The sequence below is a fragment of the Brevibacterium linens genome (assembly GCF_003999335.1).
GTDB lineage: Bacteria > Actinomycetota > Actinomycetes > Actinomycetales > Brevibacteriaceae > Brevibacterium > Brevibacterium linens.
The window spans coordinates 2,078,235-2,099,179 of record NZ_CP026734.1 but is presented as its reverse complement, the minus strand read 5'-3'; the positions used below and the strand labels follow the sequence as shown (position 1 = coordinate 2,099,179).

The following is a 20,945-nucleotide window of genomic DNA, read 5'->3' as shown; positions in this document are numbered from 1 at the left end:
GACCACATCGGTCACCCGTTTCGCCGCCGGGCACCGGTGAGAGCTAGGCTGGATCCGGGCCACGGAAGCCGTGCCTCGACTCCGAGCACTCACCGGGCGGCCGAGCCTTGAGAGAAGACGATGAACGATCAGGAAGACGGACGAATGAGCCTCACACGCATCAATGTGGACGCCGGCGGGAACTACCCCGTCCTCGTCGGCCAGGGACTGCTCGGCGAACTGCCCGAGCTGCTCGGCAACCGCGTCGAGAAGGTCCTCGTCATCCACCCCCGCGCCCTGCGGACGACCGGTGAGACCGTCCGCGACGACCTCGCCGCCGCCGGCCTCGAAGCCGTGGCCGCGGAGATCCCCGACGCCGAAGAGGCCAAGCACGTCCAGGTCGCCGCATTCTGCTGGCAGGTCCTCGGCCAGTCCGACTTCACCCGCACCGACGCGATCGTCACCGTCGGCGGGGGAGCGGTGAGCGATCTCGGCGGATTCGTCGCCGCCACCTGGCTGCGCGGAATCACGGTCATCCACATCCCCACCACCGTCCTCGGAATGGTCGATGCCTCCGTCGGCGGCAAGACCGGAATCAACACCGCCGAAGGCAAGAACCTCGTCGGCTCCTTCCACGCACCCGCCGGGGTCCTCGTCGACCTCGACACGCTCGGGACCCTGCCGGAGAACGAACTGTTCACCGGACTCGCCGAGGTGGTCAAGACCGGATTCATCGCCGACCCCGCGATCCTCGACCTCTTGGCGAACCATTCCAAGGACGAGATCGCCGATGTGCACGGACCCGTGCTGCGCGAGCTCATCGAACGCTCCATCCGGGTCAAGGCCGAGGTCGTCTCCGGAGACTTCAAGGAATCCGGACGTCGGGAGATACTCAACTACGGTCACACCCTCGGCCATGCGATCGAACACAAGGAGCGCTACCAGTGGCGCCACGGTGCCGCCGTGTCGGTGGGCATGGTCTTCGCCGCCGAGGTGGCGTCGATGATCAAGAGCCTGCCCTACGAAGTCGTCGACCTCCACCGCGAACTGCTCGGCAAGCTCGGGCTGCCCGTGGGGTACCGCTCCGACGTCTGGCCGCAGCTGCTCGAGACGATGAAGAGAGACAAGAAGGCCCGCGGAGCGATGCTGCGGATGGTGCTGCTCAGCGACATCGGCGAACCGAGCACCGTCGAGATCCCCGATGCCTCCATCCTCTTCACCGCCTACCAGGAGATCGGTGAGGATTCGCCGACGGTTCCCCTCGGCATCGGACTCGGCCTCGACTGACCCCGCCCAAATGGAAGCGTCCCGCTGAAGCTTGCTAGACTTGCCCAGTGGCGCATTCGTCGACCCCGAACCGCGGGGCTGGGCGGCGCGCCGTGCCGACTGCGATCACCATTCGGTGATCAGGACTGAACCGAAGAAGGACGAATTAGTGGCGACAACGAACGACCTGAAGAACGGCCTTGTGCTCAACCTCGACAACCAGCTGTGGCAGGTGCTCGAATTCCAGCACGTCAAGCCCGGAAAAGGACCGGCCTTCGTCCGCACCAAGCTGAAGAACGTCATCTCCGGCAAGATCATCGACAAGACCTTCAACGCCGGAACCAAGGTCGAGACCGCGAATGTCGACCGTCGCGATATGCAGTACCTCTACCATGACGGCACCGACTACGTGTTCATGGACGCCAAGGACTACGACCAGGTCAACATCTCCGCAGAGCTCGTCGGCGATGCCGCGAACTACATGCTCGAGAACCAGGATCTGCAGATCTCCTTCCACGAAGGCACCCCGCTGTCGGTGGAGCTGCCGCCCTCGGTCGAGCTGACCATCACCCACACCGAACCCGGACTCCAGGGCGACCGTTCGACCGGCGGATCGAAGCCGGCGACTCTCGAGACCGGCTACGAGATCCAGGTGCCCCTGTTCCTCGAAGAGGGCGTGAAGGTCAAGGTCGACACCCGCAGCGGCGACTACCTCGGTCGCGTCAAGTAAGTGGCCTCCGCACGTACCCGAGCCCGTCGCCGGGCTCTCGAGCTGCTCTTCGAAGCCGGGCAGCGTCGACTGGCCATGGACGAACTCGTCACCCTGCGGTCGAACGATCCCGACTACCCGATGAAGGAATACGCGGTCGAGATCGTCACGGGCATCACCGAGAAGCACGCGGAGATCGATGAGATCATCTCCACCTACTCAGAAGGCTGGACCCTGGACCGGATGCCGGCCGTCGACCGGTCTCTGCTCGAGATCGGAACCTGGGAGATGCTGTTCAACGACGAGGTCCCCGACAAGGTGGCCATCGACGAAGCCGTGTCACTGGCCAGACAGTTCTCCACCGATGACTCTCCCGGTTTCGTCTCGGGGCTGCTCTCCCGCATCCTCGACGTCAAACCGACACTCATCTGACGGCGGGTCCGCACTTCGGACCCGCCCGCCGGTGGGCTTCCCACCGGGTCTACAATCGAATCGAAGCACTCCTTTAACCACCGTCCAGAGAGGCGGAGAAGGGGAAATATGACACAGCGAACAGTGCTGGACGCCCCCGATATCTCGCGGGCGATCACCCGGATCGCCCATGAGATCATCGAATCCAACAAGGGCAGCGACGACCTCGTGCTCCTCGGCATTCCGCGCCGCGGAGTCCCGCTCGCCCACCGACTCGCCGAGGCGATCGCCTCGATCTCCGGGAATCCCGAGGCCGCTGCCGAACTCTCCGGCAGCCTCGACATCACGATGTACCGCGACGATCTGCGAGGCGGCTCCTACCGGGCGCCCGAACCCACCACCATCCCGAGTGCGGGAATCGATGCGAAGACCGTCGTCCTCGTCGACGATGTGCTCTTCTCCGGACGCACCATCCGTGCCGCCCTCGATGCCCTCGCCGATGTCGGCCGGCCCGCCAAGGTCCGGCTCGCCGTCCTCGTCGACCGCGGCCACCGGGACCTGCCGATCCGTGCCGACCATGTCGGCAAGAACCTGCCGACCTCGAGCAGTGAACGCGTCAACGTCTGTCTGACCGAAATCGACGGAGACGACTCCGTGAGCATCTCGGGAGGCCGGGAATGAAGCATCTGCTCGACACCGCGACGCTCAGCCGAGACGACGCCATCGGCATCCTCGACATCGCCGAGGAGATGACGCTGGTCTCCGAACGCGAAGTCAAGAAGCTGCCCGTGCTGCGCGGACGCACGGTGGTCAACCTCTTCTTCGAGGACTCCACACGCACCCGCCTGTCCTTCGAAGCCGCGGCCAAACGGCTTTCGGCCGATGTGCTCAACTTCTCCGCCAAGGGCTCCTCCGTTTCGAAGGGCGAAAGCCTCCAGGACACGATCCAGACGATCTCGGCGATGGGCGCCGATGCCATCGTCGTCCGCCATCCCGGAGCCGGCACGGCCCATCGTCTCGCCCACACCGGGTGGATCGACGTCCCCGTCGTCAACGCCGGCGACGGCACCCACGAACATCCCACCCAGGCGCTGCTCGACGCGTTCACCCTGCGTCGGGCACTGGCCGGAGTCCCCGCCTCGGGGCCGGTGGCCGGGGGACCGCGCGGTCAGGGACTCGACGGAGCGAAGGTCGCCATCGTCGGGGATATCCTGCATTCCCGTGTGGCCCGGTCGAACGTGCACCTGCTCGCCCGCCTCGGCGCGGATGTCCACCTCATCGCCCCGCCCACCCTGCTGCCGTGGGGAGTCGACGACTGGCCGGTGACCGTCCACTTCGACTTCGATTCGGCCCTGAGCGCGGTGGACTTCGCCGCCGTGATGATGCTGCGGGTCCAGCACGAGCGGATGCACGAGTCCTTCTTCCCCAACGAACGCGAATACGCCCGCTTGTGGGGACTGAGCGCGGCCCGGCTGGCCACACTGCCGGCCTCGACCTTCATCATGCACCCGGGTCCCATGAACCGCGGTTTCGAGATCTCCGCTGCCGCAGCGGACTCACCCCGCGCCCTCGTTCTCGACCAGGTCGAGAACGGAGTGAGCGTGCGCATGGCGGTCCTCTACCGTCTGCTGACCGGTCAGGAGGAGACCAATGACTGATTACCTCATCCGCGGCGCCGACGTCCTCGGCCGCGGCGTCGCCGATATCGCGATCCGTCACGGACGCATCGTCGACCCCGAGCTTCTGGGCACAGGCGACCACGAGATCGTCGACGCTGCGGGCCTCGTGGCTCTGCCCGGCCTCGTCGACATGCACACCCACCTGCGCGAACCCGGCAAAGAGGACGCCGAGACCGTGCTCACAGGGTCCCGATCGGCGGCGTCGGGCGGCTACACCTGCGTCCACGCCATGGCCAACACCGCGCCCGTGGCCGACACGGCAGGAGTCGTCGAACAGGTCCACCGCCTCGGCCGCTCGTCCGGATTCACCGAAGTCGTGCCCGTCGGCGCCGTGACCACCGGCCTCGAGGGCCGTCAGCTCGCCGAATTGGGCGCCATGGCACGTTCGGGTGCCCGCGTGCGCATGTTCTCCGATGACGGCATCTGCGTCTCCGATCCGCTGCTCATGCGCCGCGCCCTCGAATACGTCAAGACCTTCGGCGGGATTATCGCCCAGCACGCACAGGAACCGCGCCTGACCGAGGGCGCACAGATGAACGAGGGAACGGTCTCGGCCGAACTCGGACTGCCCGGCTGGCCCGCCGTCGCCGAGGAATCGATCATCGCCCGTGATGTGCTCCTGGCCGAACACGTCGGATCCCGGCTGCACATCTGCCACGTCTCCACCGCCGGCAGCGTCGACCTCGTCCGCTGGGCCAAGGCCCGGGGGATCGCCGTGACCGCCGAGGTGACACCGCACCATCTCATGCTCACCGACGAACTCGTACGCACCTTCGACCCCGTGTACAAGGTCAACCCGCCGCTGCGCACCGACCGTGACGTCCAGGCGCTGCGGACTGCCCTGGCGGACGGCACGATCGACGTCGTCGGCACCGACCACGCCCCGCACACCGCCGAACACAAGTGCAGCGAATGGACCGCCGCGGCCATGGGCATGGTCGGCATGGAATCCGCGCTGTCCATCGTCGTCGCCGCCATGGCCGACCACGACTTCGACTTCGGCGATGTGGCCCGTGTGATGTCGTCGGCCCCGGCTCGGATCACCGGAGCCTCCGGGCACGGCAGCCTCGAAGTCGGGGCGAGCGCGAACATCGTCCTCGTCGACCCGGCCGCACCGCACCGCATCGAACCCGCCGACCACGCCACGAAGGGACGGAACAACCCCTTCGCCGGCGTCGAAGTGACCACGCAGGTCACCGACACCTTCTTCTACGGCCACCGGGTCTTGGCCGCAGGGGCACTGACCACACCCCACCCGGCAGGAGCAACATGGACACAACAGTAGGCACACTCATCGTCGCCGCAGTCATCGTCATCGTGATCGTCGCGATCGCCTGGGGATGGAGCCGACGCAAACAGGCCCAGGCGGAAGTCGTCATCCCGCCGAAGCCCCATATGGGCATCAAAGCCGTCGCCGAACCCGTCGAAGGCTCCTATGTGTCGACGACGAAAGCTGGCCATCCGCTCGAACGCGTCGCCGTCCACGGCCTGGGCATCCGCACCACCGGGGAACTCGTCGTCACCGACGGGGGAGTGATCATGGACCTGGCCGGACGCGAGGACTTCCTCATCCCGCGCCGCGACATCGTCTCCGTGGACACCACGAACGGGATGATCGGCAAATTCGTCGAACGCGGAGGCATCATCCGCATCACCTGGCATCTCGGCGACACCCTCGTCGATACGGGCTTCCGTGCCCGCTACGCCGCATCCACCACCCCCACCGTCGACCGCATCCGAGAAATGATCGAAGAGGCACAATGAGCTTTTCCACCACCCCCGCCGTCCTCGTCCTCGAAGACGGCCGGACCTTCCACGGATCCGCCTACGGACAACTTGGCGAGACCACCGGTGAGGCCGTGTTCGTCACCGCCATGTCCGGCTACCAGGAGACGCTGACCGACCCGTCCTACCACCGGCAGATCATCATCCAGGCCGCTCCGCACATCGGCAACACCGGCGTCAACCGCACCGATGACGAATCCGCCCGGATCTGGGCGGCCGGCTACGTCGTCCGCGACGCCTCCCGGATCTCGTCGAACTGGCGGTCCGAAGGCGACCTCGTCGACTGGCTGACCGAGTCCGGGATCGTCGGCATCTCCGACGTCGACACCCGCGCGCTGACCCGACATCTGCGCGACAAGGGAGCCATGCGCGTGGGCATCTTCTCCGGCCCCGCTGCCGAGGCGCCCGAGTCCGAACTCCTCGCCCGTGTCCAGGCCTCCCCGCAGATGGCCGGAGCCAATCTCGTCGACGAGGTCTCGGTCACCGAACCGACCCTCGTTCCCGCCCGCGGGGAGAAGAGGTTCAGCGTCGCCGCCGTCGACCTCGGCATCAAGTCGATGACCCCCGAGCGACTGTCGGAACGCGGAATCGACGTCCATGTGCTGCCGTCGACGACCAGCTTCGAGCAGATCCGAGCCCTCGGCGTCGACGGAGTCTTCTTCTCCAACGGCCCCGGCGACCCTGCCACCGCAGACGACCAGGTCGAACTGCTGCGCGCCGTGCTCGATGCGGGCATGCCGTTCTTCGGCATCTGCTTCGGCAACCAGCTGCTCGGTCGGGCCCTGGGCTTCGGCACCTATAAGCTGCCCTTCGGCCACCGCGGCATCAACGTGCCCGTGATGGATCGGACCACGGGCAAGGTCGAGATCACCTCGCAGAACCACGGCTTCGCCGTCGACGCTCCGCTGACGGGTGAGACCATCGCCCCGCACAAGGCCGACTACGGCCGGGTCACTGTGTCCCATGTGTGCCTCAACGACGATGTCGTCGAGGGACTCGCCTGCCTCGACATTCCCGCCTTCTCCGTCCAATTCCACCCCGAGGCCGCGGCCGGACCGCACGATTCGAGCTACCTGTTCGATCGCTTCGTCGACCTCATGTCCGCTTCCCAGGCCGATTCGGCTGCCCAGGCCTAAGGAGAACACCCAATGCCACTGAGACACGACCTCACCTCCGTCCTCGTCATCGGCTCCGGCCCCATCGTCATCGGCCAGGCCTGCGAATTCGACTATTCGGGCACCCAAGCCTGCCGCGTGCTGCGCTCCGAGGGGCTGCGCGTCATCCTCATCAACTCGAATCCGGCGACCATCATGACCGACCCGGACATCGCCGATGCCACGTATGTCGAACCGATCGATCCGGACGTCATCGAGACGATCATCGAGAAGGAGCGCCCCGACGCGCTTCTGCCCACCCTGGGCGGACAGACGGCACTCAACGCGGCCATCGCCCTCCACGACGCAGGAGTGCTCGAGAAGTACGGCGTCGAACTCATCGGTGCCGATGTCGATGCCATCCAGCGCGGTGAGGACCGCCAGAAGTTCAAGGACATCGCTGAGGCCTGCGGCGCCGAGGTGGCCCGGTCCGCCATCTGCCACACCCTCGACGAAGCCCTGGCAGCGGCCGAAGAGCTCAACTACCCGGTCGTCGTGCGCCCCTCGTTCACCATGGGCGGCCTCGGTTCGGGCATGGCCTACGACGAAGCCGATCTGCGCCGCATCGCCGGCGCCGGCCTGTCCGACTCCATCACCCACGAGGTGCTGCTCGAGGAATCGATCCTCGGGTGGAAGGAATACGAGCTCGAGCTCATGCGCGACAACAAGGACAACGTCGTCGTCGTGTGCTCGATCGAGAACGTCGACCCCGTCGGCGTGCACACCGGTGACTCGATCACCGTGGCCCCGGCGCTGACCCTGACGGACCGGGAATACCAGTCGATGCGCGATATCGGCATCGCCATCATCCGCGCCGTCGGCGTGGACACCGGCGGCTGCAACATCCAGTTCGCCGTCGACCCCAAGACCGGCCGCATCATCACCATCGAGATGAACCCGCGCGTGTCCCGGTCGTCTGCGCTGGCGTCGAAGGCCACGGGCTTCCCGATAGCGAAGATGGCCGCGAAGCTCGCCGTCGGCTACTCGCTCGACGAGATCCCCAACGACATCACGAAGGTCACCCCGGCCAGCTTCGAACCGACGCTGGATTATGTGGTCGTGAAGATCCCGCGCTTCACCTTCGAGAAGTTCCCGGCCGCGGATCCGACCCTGACGACGACGATGAAATCCGTCGGCGAAGTCATGGCCCTGGGGCGCAACTTCACCACCGCGTTGCAGAAGGCGATGCGCTCACTCGAGCAGAAGGGCTCCTCGTTCAGTTGGACCGACCTGCCCGACGTCTCCGACGACGACGTCCGCGAATCCGTCCTCGAAGCCATCTCGCACGCCACCGCCGACCGCATCCACTCGGTCCAGCGCGGACTCGCCGCCGGGCTGAGCGCGGCAGAGGTCTTCGACGCCTGCGAGATCGACCCCTGGTACCTCGATCAGATCCAGCTCATCAACGAGGTGGCCGCCCATATCCGCGACGCCGCCGAGCTCGACGAGCAGGTCCTGCGGGTCGCGAAGAACCACGGCTTCTCCGACGAGCAGATCGCGGGGCTGCGCAGCCTCGACACGAGTGTCGTCACCGGCATCCGCCACGCGCTGCGCGTGCGTCCGGTGTTCAAGACCGTCGACACCTGCGCCGGAGAATTCGAAGCGAAGACTCCCTACCACTACTCGAGCTACGACTCCGAGACCGAGGTCATGCCGCGCGACCGCCCGGCCGTGATCATCCTCGGCTCGGGACCGAACCGGATCGGCCAGGGCATCGAGTTCGACTACTCGTGCGTGCATGCCACCATGGCGATCGGCTCGGCCGGATACGAGACGATCATGGTCAACTGCAATCCGGAGACCGTGTCGACCGACTACGACACCGCTGATCGTCTGTACTTCGAGCCATTGACGTTCGAAGACGTCATGGAGGTCTACCACGCCGAACTCGCCGCCGGTGAGGTCCTCGGCGTCGTGTGCACCCTCGGCGGGCAGACCCCGTTGGGCCTGGCCGACAAGCTCAAGGCCGCAGGCGTGCCGGTGCTCGGCACGCAGCCCGAAGCCATCGACCTGGCCGAGGATCGCGGAGAGTTCGGAACCGTGCTGGAGAGGGCCGGACTCACCGCTCCCAAGCACGGCACCGCGGTGACCTCTGCGGAAGCGGCAGCGATCGCCGAGAACATCGGCTACCCGGTGCTCGTGCGGCCCTCCTACGTCCTCGGGGGACGCGGAATGCAGATCGTCTACGATCGCACTCAGCTGTTCGACTACATGGCCAGCGCCACGGAGATCTCCACCGATCGTCCGGTCCTGGTCGACCGGTTCCTCGAAGACGCCATCGAGATCGACGTCGATGCCCTCTACGACGGCAACGAGGTCTACATCGGCGGAATCATGGAGCACATCGAAGAAGCCGGAATCCACTCCGGCGACTCCGCCTGCGTACTGCCGTCGCTGACGCTGGGCGAGGACGTGCTCGAGCGCGTCCGCCAGGGGACGAAGGCCATCGCCGAAGGTGTGGGCGTGCGTGGACTACTCAACATCCAGTTCGCCATCGCCGCCGACGTCCTCCACGTCATCGAAGCCAACCCACGGGCCTCGCGCACCGTGCCGTTCGTCTCGAAGGCGACGTCGACCCAGCTTGCCAAGGCCGCGGCGCTCATCGCCGTGGGCCGCACCATCGAGGACCTCCGCGGTGACCTGCTGGCCGCAGAGGGCGATGGCTCGACCCTGCCGCTCGACCATCCGATCGCCGTCAAGGAGGCGGTCCTGCCGTTCCGTCGGTTCACCACCGTCGACGGTAAGATCGTCGACTCGATCCTCGGTCCCGAGATGCGCTCGACCGGTGAGGTCATGGGCATCGACCACAACTTCCCGACCGCGTTTGCGAAGGGACTGCTCGGGGCATCCGTGAAGCTGCCGACCTCGGGCACCGTGTTCGTGTCGGTGGCCGATCGGGACAAACGGGCCATGGTGCTGCCGGTCAAAGAACTCGTCGACATGGGCTTCGACGTCGTCGCGACCACCGGCACCGCGGCCGTGCTCTCCCGCTACGGGATCAAGACCACTCAGGTGCACAAGCACTTCGAGGCCGATGCCGAAGACCGCACAGTCATCGACTACCTCACCGCGGGCACCATCGACATGGTCATCAACGTGCCGTCGGGTCGGCAGGAACGCGCCGACGGCTATGAGATCCGAGCCGCGGCGACCGCGAACTCCGTGCCCCTGATCACCACGCTCGCCGAATTCGCCGCCGCAGTGACCTCCCTCGAAGTGATCCGCGACTCGAAGTTCGACGTGCGCAGTCTGCAGGACTGGAGCGCCTGATGTTCGGCACTCGGCTGGCAGCCGCCATGGAACAACACGGGCCGCTGTGCGTGGGCATCGACCCGCACGAGCATCTGCTGGCCTCCTGGGGGCTGCCGGCCAGTGCTGCAGGCGTCCGCGAGTTCGCCCTTCGTACGGTCGGGCAGCTCAAGGGATCGGTGGCAGCCGTGAAACCGCAGTCCGCGTTCTTCGAACGGTACGGCTCCGCCGGAGTCGCCGCTCTCGAAGAGACCCTGGCCGCGGCCAAGGACGCCGGACTGCTCACCGTCCTCGACATCAAACGCGGTGACATCGGCTCGACCATGGGCGCCTACGCGCAGGCCTACCTCGACCCCGCCTCCGCGCTGGCCGCGGACTCGATCACGGTCTCGCCCTACCTCGGGTTCGGAGCCCTGGAGCCGGCATTCGAGCTCGCGGCCGCTCACGGCAAGGGCATCTTCGTCCTTGCGCTGACCTCGAACCCGGAAGGGGCGGAGGTCCAGCACGCCGTGCGAGACGGCGAATCGGTGGCCGCAGCGATCGTGTCCCGAGTGCGGCAGCGCAATGCTCGGGCATTGGAGTCGGCCGACGAGCTCGGTTCGTTCGGGCTCGTCGTCGGAGCGACCATCGGCACCGCAGCAGCGGACCTGGGATTCGATCCCAGCGACTGCGGGGGACCGATCCTCGCCCCCGGCGTCGGCGCACAGGGCGCAGGTCTGGCCGAACTGCGCGCAGTCTTCGGAGACCGGGCCCTGTCGTCGGGTCAGGTGCTCGCCACCGCGTCCCGGGCAGTCCTCGGCGCCGGTCCCGACGGATTGGCCGACGCCGCAGCCGCACTCAACCGTGACCTGAGGGCAGCGGACTGAACACCGGTGCCCGGATCGCGGGGCGGTCCGGGCACCGGATTCGGCGTCCGGCGGAGGAGTGGATTCCGGCTCGCCGAGGCATAAATTTCGGCTCATATCGCCTCTCGGTAGGGAATGTGTCTTAGACTGAGACAACTTCCCTACCTGCCCGTTCATGGTGACAGAGGAGACAAAGTGGCACTCGAACCGTTGACCCCGCAACAGCGTTCCGCTGCGTTGGACAAAGCGTTCAAGGCACGTCAGGCACGAGCCGAAGTGAAGTCGGCGCTCAAGACCGGCGATACCGATCTCGCGGCCGTGCTCAAGAAGGCAGCAGACGACGAAGCACTGGCGAAGATGCGTGTGCTCGATCTGCTCAGGGCCCTGCCCGGGGTCGGCGATCGGCGAGCCGAAGCCGCCATGGAAGAGGTCGGCATCGCTACCTCCCGGCGGATCAAGGGGCTGGGCGTGCACCAGAAGTCCGCCCTGTTGGAGAAATATTCCTGAGTGTGACAACCTCAGACCTGTGAATAATCGACTCACCGTCCTCGCGGGTCCGACCGCCGTCGGAAAAGGCACCATCAGCACCTATATTCGGCAGAACCACCCCGAGGTCTGGTTCTCCGTATCGGCCACGACCCGGCCCCGGCGTCCCGGTGAGATCGATGGTGTCCATTATCACTTCCTCACCGACGATGCCTTCGACGCTCTCATCGCCGAAGGTCGGCTGCTCGAATATGCCGTCGTCCACGGGCGCCACCGCTACGGCACGCCCTCGGCTCCGGTGGAGGAGAAGCTCGAACAGGGGATTCCCGCACTGCTCGAGATCGACCTGCAGGGAGCCCGCCAGGTCAAAGAGAAGATGCCCGATGCCCGCTTCGTCTTCCTCGCCCCGCCCAGCTGGGAGGAACTCGTCTCCCGACTGACCGGCCGCGGCACCGAAACCGAGGAGGAGCAGGAGCGGCGACTGGCCACCGCGAAACGCGAATTGGCCGCCGAATCGGAGTTCGACGTGACCATTGTCAACGACCACGTTCGCACTGCGGCCGAAGAACTCCTATCATTGATGGGTATATCCACTTCCGATTAGATGGGAATCTCCTTGCCCGCACAGCCTGAAGGCATCACCAACCCTCCGATCGACGATCTGCTGAGCGTGACCGGTTCGAAGTACGAACTGGTCTCGATCGCGGCAAAGCGCGCCCGTCAGATCAACTCGTACTACGCCCAGCTGCAGGAGGGACTGCTCGAGAACGTCGGTCCGCTCGTCACGCCCGGCACCAACGAGAAGCCCCTGTCGATCGCTCTGCGTGAGGTCAACGAGTCGAAGATCGTCGCTCGCGAGGTCTCCGAAGCTGACTTCATCCAGGCCGCACCCGAGGCCGAAGCCACCGCTCCTGTGAGCAACGACGGCGCGATCGACTTCAGCGACCAGTGAGAATCGTACTCGGCGTCGCCGGTGGGATCGCCGCCTACAAGGCGGCACACATCATCCGGCGGCTCCGGGAGCTCGACCACAGCGTCAAGGTCGTTCCGACGGCCAACGCACTGAAATTCATCGGTGCCCCCACTCTTGAGGCCCTGTCCGGCCAGACCGTGACCACCGATGTCTTCGACGAGATCGACACCGTCAACCATGTCCGCATCGGACAGGAAGCCGAACTCGTCATCATCGCCCCGGCGACCGCCGACCTGATCGCGAAGATCGCCGCCGGGCGAGCCGATGATCTGCTCACCGCCTCCGTGCTCACGACGACCGCCGAGGTCGTGGTGGCTCCGGCCATGCACACGGAGATGTGGCTCAATCCCGCCACCGTCGCCAACATCGCGACCCTGCGCTCCCGCGGCGTCCACGTCCTCGATCCTGCAGTCGGGCGACTCACCGGACCCGATTCCGGTCCCGGACGCCTGCCCGAACCCGAAGAGATCGTCGACTTCGCGCTCTCGGTCACGGACGGCACCGCCGGCGACCCGACCGTCGCGCCCACCGACCCCAGCGGAGCTCTGTCCGGTCGCCGCATCGTCATCAGCGCCGGCGGCACGCGGGAAGCACTCGACCCCGTGCGCTTCCTCGGCAACCGCTCCTCGGGCAAACAGGGCGTCGCCCTGGCCAAGGCCGCTCATGCCGCGGGTGCATCAGTCGAACTCGTCGCCGCGAACATCGACACCGGGCTGCTGACGGGACTGCCTGCTGACATCACGGTCACTGCGGTCGAATCCACTCTGGAGCTGCAGAAGGCGATGCATGCCGCTCAGGCCCGCGCCGATGCCATCATCATGGCCGCCGCCGTCGCCGACTACCGACCCGCCGAGACCACGGACTCGAAGATGAAGAAGACCGGAGACGAGGGGCTGACCCTGCGTCTGACGCAGAACCCGGACATCCTGCGCGGACTCGTCGACGAGCGCCGGCGTCCGAGCAGCCTCGGCCGTCAGATCATCGTCGGGTTCGCCGCCGAGACCGGTGACGCCGGAACGACCGCGCTCGACTACGCGCGGGCCAAGTTCGAGCGCAAGGGCGTCGACCTGCTCGTGTTCAACGACGTCTCCGACGACCGTGCCTTCGGCCGCGATGACACCATGGTCCAGATCATCTCCTCCGACCACGGGACCATCGTCGTCGGTGAGGAATTCCACGGATCGAAGGACCATGTTTCACAAAAGGTCATTGCGGCCGTCTCCGACCAATTCACCCACGTAGAATCGACAACGTGACACACACAAACCTGCGCCTCTTCTCTTCCGAGTCCGTCACCGAGGGACATCCCGACAAGATCTGCGACCAGATCAGCGATGCGGTGCTCGACGACCTGCTCCGGCAGGATCCCAACGCCAAAGTGGCCGTGGAGACCATGGTCACCACCGGACTCGTCCACGTCGCCGGTGAGGTGAATACGGCCGCCTACGCCGATGTCGCCGGAATCGTGCGCAGCCTCATCACCGGAATCGGCTACGACTCCTCGGACACCGGCTTCGACGGACACTCCTGCGGAGTCTCCGTGTCGATCGGCAGCCAGTCCACGGACATCCACTCCGGTGTGACGAACCCGCTGGACTTCCGCGAGGCCGTCGAATCCTCCGACCACGGCACGAGCCTCGGTGCCGGAGACCAGGGGCTGATGTTCGGCTATGCCGACAACTCCACCGACGTGCTCATGCCGCTGCCCATCCACCTGGCCTCCCGCATGGCCGAGCAGCTCTCTGCAGTGCGCAAGTCCGGTCGACTCGACTATCTGCGTCCCGACGGGAAGACGCAGCTGACCCTGGGATACGACGGGGACGAAGCCGTGTCGATCGAGAACGTCGTCGTCTCCACCCAGCATTCGGCGCAGGCCAGCCAATCCCAGCTGCACACGGCGATCAGGGAATTCGTCATCGATCCGGTCATCGCCGACTCCGGTCTCGACGCTTCGGGTGCGAACATCCACATCAACCCGGCCGGTCCCTTCGTTACGGGCGGTCCGATGGGCGATGCCGGTCTGACCGGGCGGAAGATCATCGTCGACACGTACGGCGGGTTCTCCCGCCACGGAGGCGGCGCGTTCTCCGGCAAGGATCCTTCGAAGGTCGACCGTTCCGCGGCCTACGCGATGCGCTGGGTGGCGAAGAACGTCGTCGCCGCCGGTCTGGCCGACCGGGCCGAAGTGCAGGTGTCCTATGCGATCGGCCGAGTCGACCCGATGGGCCTGTACGTCGAGACATTCGGAACGGAGAAAGTCGATCCGAACGCGATTTCACGGGCCATCCGCGAGGTCTTCGACCTCCGCCCGGCGATGATCATCGCCGAACTCGATCTGCTGCGCCCGATCTACTCGCAGACCTCGACCTACGGCCACTTCGGACGCGAACTGCCCGACTTCACCTGGGAGGTCACGGACCGCGCCGAGGATCTGCTGCGCGCCGTGTCCTCCAACTAGTCTGCCGTCGGCGTGGACGAACCCCTCCCGATCGACACCGGCACCTCGGCCGAGGGCCAGGTGCCGCTGGCCCCGACCGATCCGGTCGCCCGCGTGCTCATCGACCATCCCGTCCCGCACCTGGCGCGTACCTTCGACTATGCGGTCCCGGACAAGCTCGCCGAGGCGGCCCTGCCCGGAGTGCGCGTGCGCGTGAAGTTCGCCGGGAAGCTGCGCGACGGCTATCTGCTCGAACGCGTCGAATCCTCGGACCACGTCGGGCCGTTGGCGACGATCCAACGCATCAGCGGACCCGTCCGAGTGCTCAGTGAGGATCTGCTCGCCTTGAGCGAAGCGGTCGCGCGTCGCTACGGCGGGACGCTCGCCGATGTGCTGCGTCTGGCCATCCCTCCGCGCCACGCTCGTGGTGAGAAGGCCGTGCTCAAGGCCGAGAAGACCGGGACGGCTGCGAACGAGTCCGATGCGGCGACCGACGATCCTGTACTGGGCCCGAACGAGGGTTCGGCGGATGATCCGCAGCTGCTCGGCCGCCTCGGCGAGTGGGTCCTTGCGGCGGGGGAGGAGCCGAGGGACGACGATGTCTCCGGGTCGCCTCGGCGCAGGGCCGTGGCATGCACACCCGGGTCGACTCCGGGACTCAGTTGGATCCGTGCCGGACTCGATGCTGCGCGGACGGTGCTCGAGGCGGGCAGGTCCGTGCTCTGGCTCGTGCCCGACCATCGTGAGCTCGCCGTGCTCCATTCGGCGCTCACTCACGCCGGGATCGCGGAGGTCTCGGTACTCAGCGCCGAGACGTCACCGGAGCTGCGATGGCAGGCCTGGCTGCGCGGACTGCTCGGACACACGCGGATCACGATCGGCACGCGTGCGGCGGCCTTCGCTCCCGTCGCGGACCTGGGGCTCATCATCTGCACCGACGACGCGAACCTCAACTATCTCGATCAGCACGCCCCGTATCCGCACGCCAGGGAAGTCTGCCTGCTGCGATCGACGATCGAGGACACCGAACTGCTCTTCGCCTCCACCGACCGCAGCGCCGAAGTCCAGCGCCTCGTCGAGATCGGCTGGCTGGCCGACGTCACTCCGGTCGGTCCGGCCAGACGCCATGCCGCCCCGGTCGTCTTCGTCCCCGACGAGGACCGGGACCCCTTCGCCTGGCAACGCATTCCCAGCCGCGCCTGGCAGATCATGCGCACGGCGCTGCGTCCGCGTCCCCGGGACGGGGGAGTGCCCGGTCCGGTGCTCGTACAGGTGCCGCGGTCCGGCTACTATCCGGTCTTCGCGTGTGCTCGCTGCCAGGAAGTCGCCCGCTGCCCGCAATGCCAGGCGACGCTGACCACACAGTCGGAGGTCGGTCCCTTCGCCTGCCGGACCTGCGGCTATCACTCGGAGACCTTCAGCTGCCTGCGCTGCCGCTCGCACCAGGTGCGGTCGATCGTGCGCGGCCGGGCCCGCACCGTCGAAGAGCTCGCCCGTGCACTGCCGGATGTCGAGATCGTCGAATCCGGAGGCGACCACATCTCCACTGTCCTCGACGAGACCCCGCGACTCGTGGTCGCCACGACGGGAGCCGAACCCTATGTGCTCGGCGGCTACGCCGCGGCGATCCTCCTGGACTCGCTGTGGCCGGGACCGTGGATGCGCTCGATCGACGAAAGCGTGGCCCGTCGACTGCGCGGCGCCTCCCTCGTGCGCTCGCGCGATGACGGCGGAGTCGTCTACCTCGGCGACGAAGACGAACTCATCCGGCAGACCCTGACCGCCTTCGACCCGACGACGTTCATGTCACGGCAGCTGAGCGACCGAAAGGTCCTCGGCTTCCCGCCCTACCGACGGATCATCGAACTCACGGGAGCCGGTGCGGACATCGACGAGGTGATCGGCGAGATCGGCGAAGTCGAGGAGCTCCTGCGCGAAGACGCCGAGGACGGGCAGCGCAGCGTCAGCGCCTACCCGTTCTCCGCCGGAGACCGGGTCGGAACGAGAGTGGCCGAGATCATCGCCTCCCGCTCGGCGAAGAAGCAGCCACAGGTGCGAGTGCGCATCGATGATCCCCGGTCGCTGTGACTGACGGTCGAACAAGTAGAATTCCCCGTGTGGATATCGTCTTCGCTGGCACCCCTGATGTCGCAGTTCCCGCCCTCGAGGCCTTAGCCGATTCGGACCATCGGATCCGTGCGGTGCTCACCCGACCCGATGCGCCCGTGGGGCGGAAAAGAGTCCTCACCCCGTCACCGGTGAAGACCCGCGCCCTCGAACTCGGACTGCCCGTCATCGAAGCCGGTCGTCTGCGCGGCGACGTCATCTCCCAGCTGCGGGAACTCGATGTCGACGCCGTCGCCGTCGTCGCCTTCGGCGCCATCGCCGGACCCGCCGCACTGGACACGGCCCGCCTCGGCTGGTTCAACCTCCACTTCTCCCTGCTGCCGGCCCACCGCGGAGCCGCCCCCGTCCAACGCGCGATGATAGGCGGCGAGACCACCAGCGGAATCAGCGTGTTCCGCATCGATACCGGCATGGACACCGGGCCGGTGCTGCGCCGGTTGGAACTGCCGCTCGACCACGCGGACGTCGCCGAGGCCCTCGACGACTATGCCCACTGCGGGGCCCCCGAACTCGTCGCCGCCTTCGACGATCTCGCCGCCGGCACCGCCGTGATGACCCCGCAGACCGGTGAGCCCAGCCATGCGGAGAAGATCACCGTCACCGACGCCCACCTCGACCTGTCCGCATCCACGGCTGAGGTCATCGACCGGGCCCGCGGAACCAGTCCCGCACCGGGGCCGTGGGTGGAACTCGACGGCAAGAGGACGAAGCTCTTCGGACTCACACCCGCACCCGAGGCGACGGCCTCCGGCCCCGTCGGCGAACTGACGACCTGGCAGCAGCGGCCGGTGCTGCGCTGCGGTGACGGCTGGGTCCGTGTCGAGGAGATCCAACCCTTCGGCAAGCCCCGGATGAATGCGGCCGACTTCCTGCGCGGCCGCGGTGACGTGACCTTCGACCCCTATACCGATGAGGAATCATAAGAGCCATGGCTGAGTCAGCAGACAGAGACCGCCGAGGCGGCAGCCGCGGCCGAGGCGGCCACCGAGGCACCGACCGACGCGGCGGCCACGGCCGCGGCAGAGGCGATCGGGACCGGACAGGTCAGGAACGCGGAACACCGCAGGGTGAACGAACGGGCAAGAACCTGCCGCGGCGCATCGCCTGGGAAGTCCTCCTCGATGTGGCGACGAAGGACGCCTATGCGAACCTGCTGCTGCCGGCCAAACTCTCCCGCACGCATATGGGTGCCCAGGATGCGGCCTTCACGACCGAACTCACTTACGGAGCCCTGCGTCGGCAGAAGTTCTACGATGCGGTCATCGAAATCGCCTCCTCCCGCGCCATCGACAAGATCGATCCCGAACCCCTGGCCGCGATGCGCCTCGGCGCCCACCAGCTGCTGTCGATGCGGGTGCCCAACCATGCGGCACTGTCCGAGACCGTGGCCGTGGTCAAACGCTCGGCTGCGAAGACCGCCGGGTTCGTCAACGCCGTTCTCCGCCGCATCTCCGAAGCCGAACCAGACGTGTGGCTCGACCGGGTGACCGCTGAGACCTCGGAGACGACTCGACTGGCGATCGAACATTCCCATCCCGAATGGGTCGTCCGTGCGCTCACCCAGGCGCTCAAGGGGCACGGCCGCGACGCCGCCGAACTCGAAGCGCTGCTGGCCGCCGACAATGCTCCGGCGAAGGTCGGTGTGACCGCCCTGCCCGGACTCATCGACCGCACCGAACTGCCTGGGGACCCGACTCCGCTGTCGCCGATCGGCGTCAGCTTGGACACCGCGGTGCCCCGGGACGTCGCGGCCGTGGCCGACGGACGCGCCCGCGTCCAGGACGAGGGGTCTGCTCTCGTCGCCCTCGCCCTGGCCGAGGTCGACGCACCCGCCGGCACCTGGGCCGACCTGTGCGCCGGCCCCGGAGGCAAGGCCGCCGTCCTCGGAGCCGCAGCCGCCGGCGAAGCGTTGACCCTCGAGGCCTTCGACTCCAGCGAGCACCGCGTCGACCTCGTCCGCGATTCGACGAAGGCACTGAGCAACGTCACCGCGGCCCTCCGCGACGGACGCGACGCCCGCGGCCCCTACTCGAAAATCCTCGTCGACGTGCCCTGCTCCGGACTCGGGGCCCTGCGCCGTCGTCCCGAAGCCCGCTACCGCCGACGGCCCGAGGACATCACGGCCCTGTCCGGACTCCAGCGCGAACTGCTGACCGCAGCCCTCGACGCCTGCGCGCCCGGGGAGTGGTCGCCTACTCGACGTGTTCGCCGCACTACGCGGAGACCGTACTCATCGTCGACGAAGTGCTGCGCCTGCGAGCCAAGTCGGGAAGCGCTGACGTGGAGATCCTCGACACCCCGGCCGTGCTGTCGGCGATCACCGGCACCGAGGCGGAGTCGTTCGCCTCGGTGAGCCGGGCCGGCGGGCGATACGCTCAGCTCTGGCCCCACGTCCACAACAGCGACGGAATGTTCCTGGCCCTCCTGCGAAAGGCGAAATGACCCATGCCCATCGACATCAACCCTTCCATCCTGTCCTCGGACTTCGCCGATCTGCGCGGTGAGCTCGACAAGATCAGCACCGCCGATATGGCCCATATCGACGTCATGGACAACCATTTCGTCCCGAACCTCACCTTCGGCCCGCCCGTCGTCGAACGCATCCAGGCGATCTCGCCGATCCCACTCGACGCCCACCTCATGATCGCCGACGCCGATCGCAACGCTCCCGTGTACGCGGAGATCGGCTGTGCCTCGGTGACCTTCCACGCCGAGGCGGCTGCCGCGCCCGTCCGTCTCGCCCGGGAACTGCGCCGCCTCGGAGCCAAGGCGAGCCTCGCTCTCAAACCGGCCACCCCGATCGAACCCTACATCGACCTCCTCGGCGAGTTCGATCAGGCCCTCATCATGACCGTCGAACCCGGATTCGGCGGGCAGAAGTTCCTCGATGTGTGCCTGCCGAAGATCACCCGGACTCGCGAAGCGATCTCGGCTGCCGGACTCGAGATCCGGCTGCAGGTCGACGGGGGAGTCTCCGCGGCGACGATCGACCGCGTCGTCGACGCCGGCGCCGACGTCCTCGTCGCCGGCTCCGCCGTCTACGGTGCCGACGATGCCGCAGCGGCCATCAGCGAGCTGCGCACTCTCGCCGCCGCACACACCCACTGACCGATCCGGGCCGGATGCTGCCTGCGGCCCACACCTGAAGAGAGCCTGCGATGGACCTGTTCGACTGGTTGAACACCCCGGCATTCGAACTGCTGGGCAAACCCGTGCCGTACTCCGACCTGTTCGGCAACATCTGCGCGCTGGCCACGGTCGTCCTGGCACTGCGGCGGAACATCCTGTCCTGGCCGGTGCAGATCCTCGGCTCCATCCTGCTCTTCTCCGCCAGCATCTCCGCCGGCCTCGGCGGCAACGCCTCCCGACAGGTCGTCATCATCGTCGCCGCGATCTGGGGGTGGACCCAGTGGAAGAAGTCCAAGGCCGCCTCCGGTGAAGTCCTCGTCCGCTGGGCCACCTGGAAAGAGCGGGCGATCCTCCTCGCGGCTCTCGTCATCGGCACCGGAATCTTCGGCTGGGTCCTCGCCCTGGGCGGATGGTCCTGGAACCCGTACCCCGACGCGTACATCTTCATCGGCTCGATCGTGGCCATGTACGCCCAGGGCCGGGCCATCGTTGAATTCTGGTTCGTCTGGCTCGCCGTCGACCTCGTCGGCATCCCGCTGGCGATCTCCGGGGGACTCGTCTTCTCCGGCGCCGTGTACCTGTTCTTCCTCGTCATGGTCATCCTCGGACTCATCGACTGGTCGAAGCGCTCCCGCCAGACGATCTCGGCACCCCACCGACCGGCCACCGACATCGGCCGCGATCCCGAGGACTGAGAGGCGGCGGCCGCAGTGCCG

At 67.0% G+C, this 20,945-nt stretch carries 19 protein-coding genes and 1 pseudogene; all 20 read left to right on the top strand.

The window, feature by feature from the left end; all coding sequences use genetic code 11:
* Positions 1–144: 144 nt before the first annotated feature.
* The 20 genes and pseudogenes from aroB (at position 145) to CXR29_RS09505 (ending at position 20,924) form a co-directional block, all read left to right on the top strand.
* Complete coding sequence (gene aroB, locus CXR29_RS09600) at positions 145–1,266, top strand: 3-dehydroquinate synthase (RefSeq protein ID WP_127364404.1); 1,122 nt, start codon at positions 145–147, stop codon at positions 1,264–1,266.
* A gap of 148 nt (positions 1,267–1,414) precedes the next feature.
* Positions 1,415–1,975 carry an elongation factor P gene (gene efp / locus CXR29_RS09595; RefSeq protein WP_025777834.1) on the top strand — a complete coding sequence of 187 codons (561 nt, stop codon included), beginning with the start codon at positions 1,415–1,417 and terminating at the stop codon, positions 1,973–1,975.
* The gene (gene nusB, locus CXR29_RS09590; RefSeq protein WP_101553464.1) at positions 1,976–2,386 is read left to right on the top strand and encodes a transcription antitermination factor NusB; all 411 of its coding nucleotides are present in this window, start codon (positions 1,976–1,978) and stop codon (positions 2,384–2,386) included.
* A gap of 108 nt (positions 2,387–2,494) precedes the next feature.
* Positions 2,495–3,046: a bifunctional pyr operon transcriptional regulator/uracil phosphoribosyltransferase PyrR gene (pyrR, locus tag CXR29_RS09585; RefSeq protein WP_101553465.1), complete on the top strand. Its 552-nt coding sequence runs from the start codon at positions 2,495–2,497 to the stop codon at positions 3,044–3,046.
* A complete protein-coding gene (locus CXR29_RS09580; RefSeq protein WP_101553466.1) occupies positions 3,043–4,023 on the top strand; it encodes an aspartate carbamoyltransferase catalytic subunit in 981 nt (326 codons plus the stop codon). The genes pyrR and CXR29_RS09580 overlap by 4 nt, the downstream gene beginning before the upstream one ends.
* The gene (locus CXR29_RS09575) at positions 4,016–5,329 is read left to right on the top strand and encodes a dihydroorotase (RefSeq protein ID WP_101593410.1); all 1,314 of its coding nucleotides are present in this window, start codon (positions 4,016–4,018) and stop codon (positions 5,327–5,329) included. Before CXR29_RS09580 ends, CXR29_RS09575 begins: the two co-directional genes overlap by 8 nt.
* Positions 5,314–5,808 (top strand): PH-like domain-containing protein, encoded by a 495-nt coding sequence (locus CXR29_RS09570; RefSeq protein ID WP_127364403.1) that lies wholly within the window; start codon positions 5,314–5,316, stop codon positions 5,806–5,808. The genes CXR29_RS09575 and CXR29_RS09570 overlap by 16 nt, the downstream gene beginning before the upstream one ends.
* Positions 5,805–6,965 (top strand): glutamine-hydrolyzing carbamoyl-phosphate synthase small subunit, encoded by a 1,161-nt coding sequence (carA, locus tag CXR29_RS09565; RefSeq protein ID WP_127364402.1) that lies wholly within the window; start codon positions 5,805–5,807, stop codon positions 6,963–6,965. Before CXR29_RS09570 ends, carA begins: the two co-directional genes overlap by 4 nt.
* Before the next feature lie 12 nt (positions 6,966–6,977).
* Complete coding sequence (gene carB, locus CXR29_RS09560) at positions 6,978–10,253, top strand: carbamoyl-phosphate synthase large subunit (protein ID WP_127364401.1); 3,276 nt, start codon at positions 6,978–6,980, stop codon at positions 10,251–10,253.
* Entirely contained in the window at positions 10,253–11,098 is an 846-nt protein-coding gene (pyrF, locus tag CXR29_RS09555) for an orotidine-5'-phosphate decarboxylase (protein ID WP_101593416.1), read from the top strand. The genes carB and pyrF overlap by 1 nt, the downstream gene beginning before the upstream one ends.
* A 174-nt stretch (positions 11,099–11,272) precedes the next feature.
* Positions 11,273–11,584 (top strand): integration host factor, actinobacterial type, encoded by a 312-nt coding sequence (mihF, locus tag CXR29_RS09550; protein WP_025777825.1) that lies wholly within the window; start codon positions 11,273–11,275, stop codon positions 11,582–11,584.
* 19 nt (positions 11,585–11,603) lie between these two features.
* Positions 11,604–12,167, top strand: coding sequence for a guanylate kinase (gmk, locus tag CXR29_RS09545; protein WP_127364400.1), 564 nt, complete (start codon positions 11,604–11,606; stop codon positions 12,165–12,167).
* Positions 12,168–12,515, top strand: a complete 348-nt coding sequence (gene rpoZ / locus CXR29_RS09540) for a DNA-directed RNA polymerase subunit omega (protein ID WP_101553473.1) — start codon at positions 12,168–12,170, stop codon at positions 12,513–12,515. It begins immediately after the preceding gene.
* Positions 12,512–13,792 carry a bifunctional phosphopantothenoylcysteine decarboxylase/phosphopantothenate--cysteine ligase CoaBC gene (coaBC, locus tag CXR29_RS09535; RefSeq protein WP_101593422.1) on the top strand — a complete coding sequence of 427 codons (1,281 nt, stop codon included), beginning with the start codon at positions 12,512–12,514 and terminating at the stop codon, positions 13,790–13,792. The genes rpoZ and coaBC overlap by 4 nt, the downstream gene beginning before the upstream one ends.
* Positions 13,789–14,994, top strand: coding sequence for a methionine adenosyltransferase (gene metK / locus CXR29_RS09530; RefSeq protein ID WP_101593423.1), 1,206 nt, complete (start codon positions 13,789–13,791; stop codon positions 14,992–14,994). The genes coaBC and metK overlap by 4 nt, the downstream gene beginning before the upstream one ends.
* A gap of 12 nt (positions 14,995–15,006) precedes the next feature.
* On the top strand, positions 15,007–17,061 hold the full coding sequence (locus CXR29_RS09525) for a primosomal protein N' family DNA-binding protein (protein ID WP_101553476.1): 2,055 nt from the start codon (positions 15,007–15,009) through the stop codon (positions 17,059–17,061).
* 29 nt (positions 17,062–17,090) lie between these two features.
* Positions 17,091–18,023, top strand: coding sequence for a methionyl-tRNA formyltransferase (fmt, locus tag CXR29_RS09520; protein WP_127364399.1), 933 nt, complete (start codon positions 17,091–17,093; stop codon positions 18,021–18,023).
* Between the two features lie 5 nt (positions 18,024–18,028).
* Positions 18,029–19,542, top strand: a pseudogene (locus CXR29_RS09515) (RsmB/NOP family class I SAM-dependent RNA methyltransferase).
* 3 nt (positions 19,543–19,545) lie between these two features.
* Positions 19,546–20,208, top strand: a complete 663-nt coding sequence (gene rpe, locus CXR29_RS09510) for a ribulose-phosphate 3-epimerase (RefSeq protein ID WP_127364398.1) — start codon at positions 19,546–19,548, stop codon at positions 20,206–20,208.
* Between the two features lie 50 nt (positions 20,209–20,258).
* Positions 20,259–20,924: a nicotinamide mononucleotide transporter family protein gene (locus tag CXR29_RS09505; protein WP_127364397.1), complete on the top strand. Its 666-nt coding sequence runs from the start codon at positions 20,259–20,261 to the stop codon at positions 20,922–20,924.
* Positions 20,925–20,945 lie beyond the last annotated feature (21 nt).

Excerpts from the sequence above, each read along its gene's own strand:
- aroB (WP_127364404.1), top strand. The coding sequence starts at position 145 with ATGAGCCTCACACGCATCAATGTGGACGCCGGCGGGAACTACCCCGTC.
- pyrR (WP_101553465.1), top strand. The coding sequence starts at position 2,495 with ATGACACAGCGAACAGTGCTGGACGCCCCCGATATCTCGCGGGCGATC.
- CXR29_RS09580 (WP_101553466.1), top strand. The coding sequence starts at position 3,043 with ATGAAGCATCTGCTCGACACCGCGACGCTCAGCCGAGACGACGCCATC.
- CXR29_RS09575 (WP_101593410.1), top strand. The coding sequence starts at position 4,016 with ATGACTGATTACCTCATCCGCGGCGCCGACGTCCTCGGCCGCGGCGTC.
- CXR29_RS09570 (WP_127364403.1), top strand. The coding sequence starts at position 5,314 with ATGGACACAACAGTAGGCACACTCATCGTCGCCGCAGTCATCGTCATC.
- carA (WP_127364402.1), top strand. The coding sequence starts at position 5,805 with ATGAGCTTTTCCACCACCCCCGCCGTCCTCGTCCTCGAAGACGGCCGG.
- carB (WP_127364401.1), top strand. The coding sequence starts at position 6,978 with ATGCCACTGAGACACGACCTCACCTCCGTCCTCGTCATCGGCTCCGGC.
- pyrF (WP_101593416.1), top strand. The coding sequence starts at position 10,253 with ATGTTCGGCACTCGGCTGGCAGCCGCCATGGAACAACACGGGCCGCTG.
- rpoZ (WP_101553473.1), top strand. The coding sequence starts at position 12,168 with ATGGGAATCTCCTTGCCCGCACAGCCTGAAGGCATCACCAACCCTCCG.
- rpe (WP_127364398.1), top strand. The coding sequence starts at position 19,546 with ATGCCCATCGACATCAACCCTTCCATCCTGTCCTCGGACTTCGCCGAT.
- CXR29_RS09505 (WP_127364397.1), top strand. The coding sequence starts at position 20,259 with ATGGACCTGTTCGACTGGTTGAACACCCCGGCATTCGAACTGCTGGGC.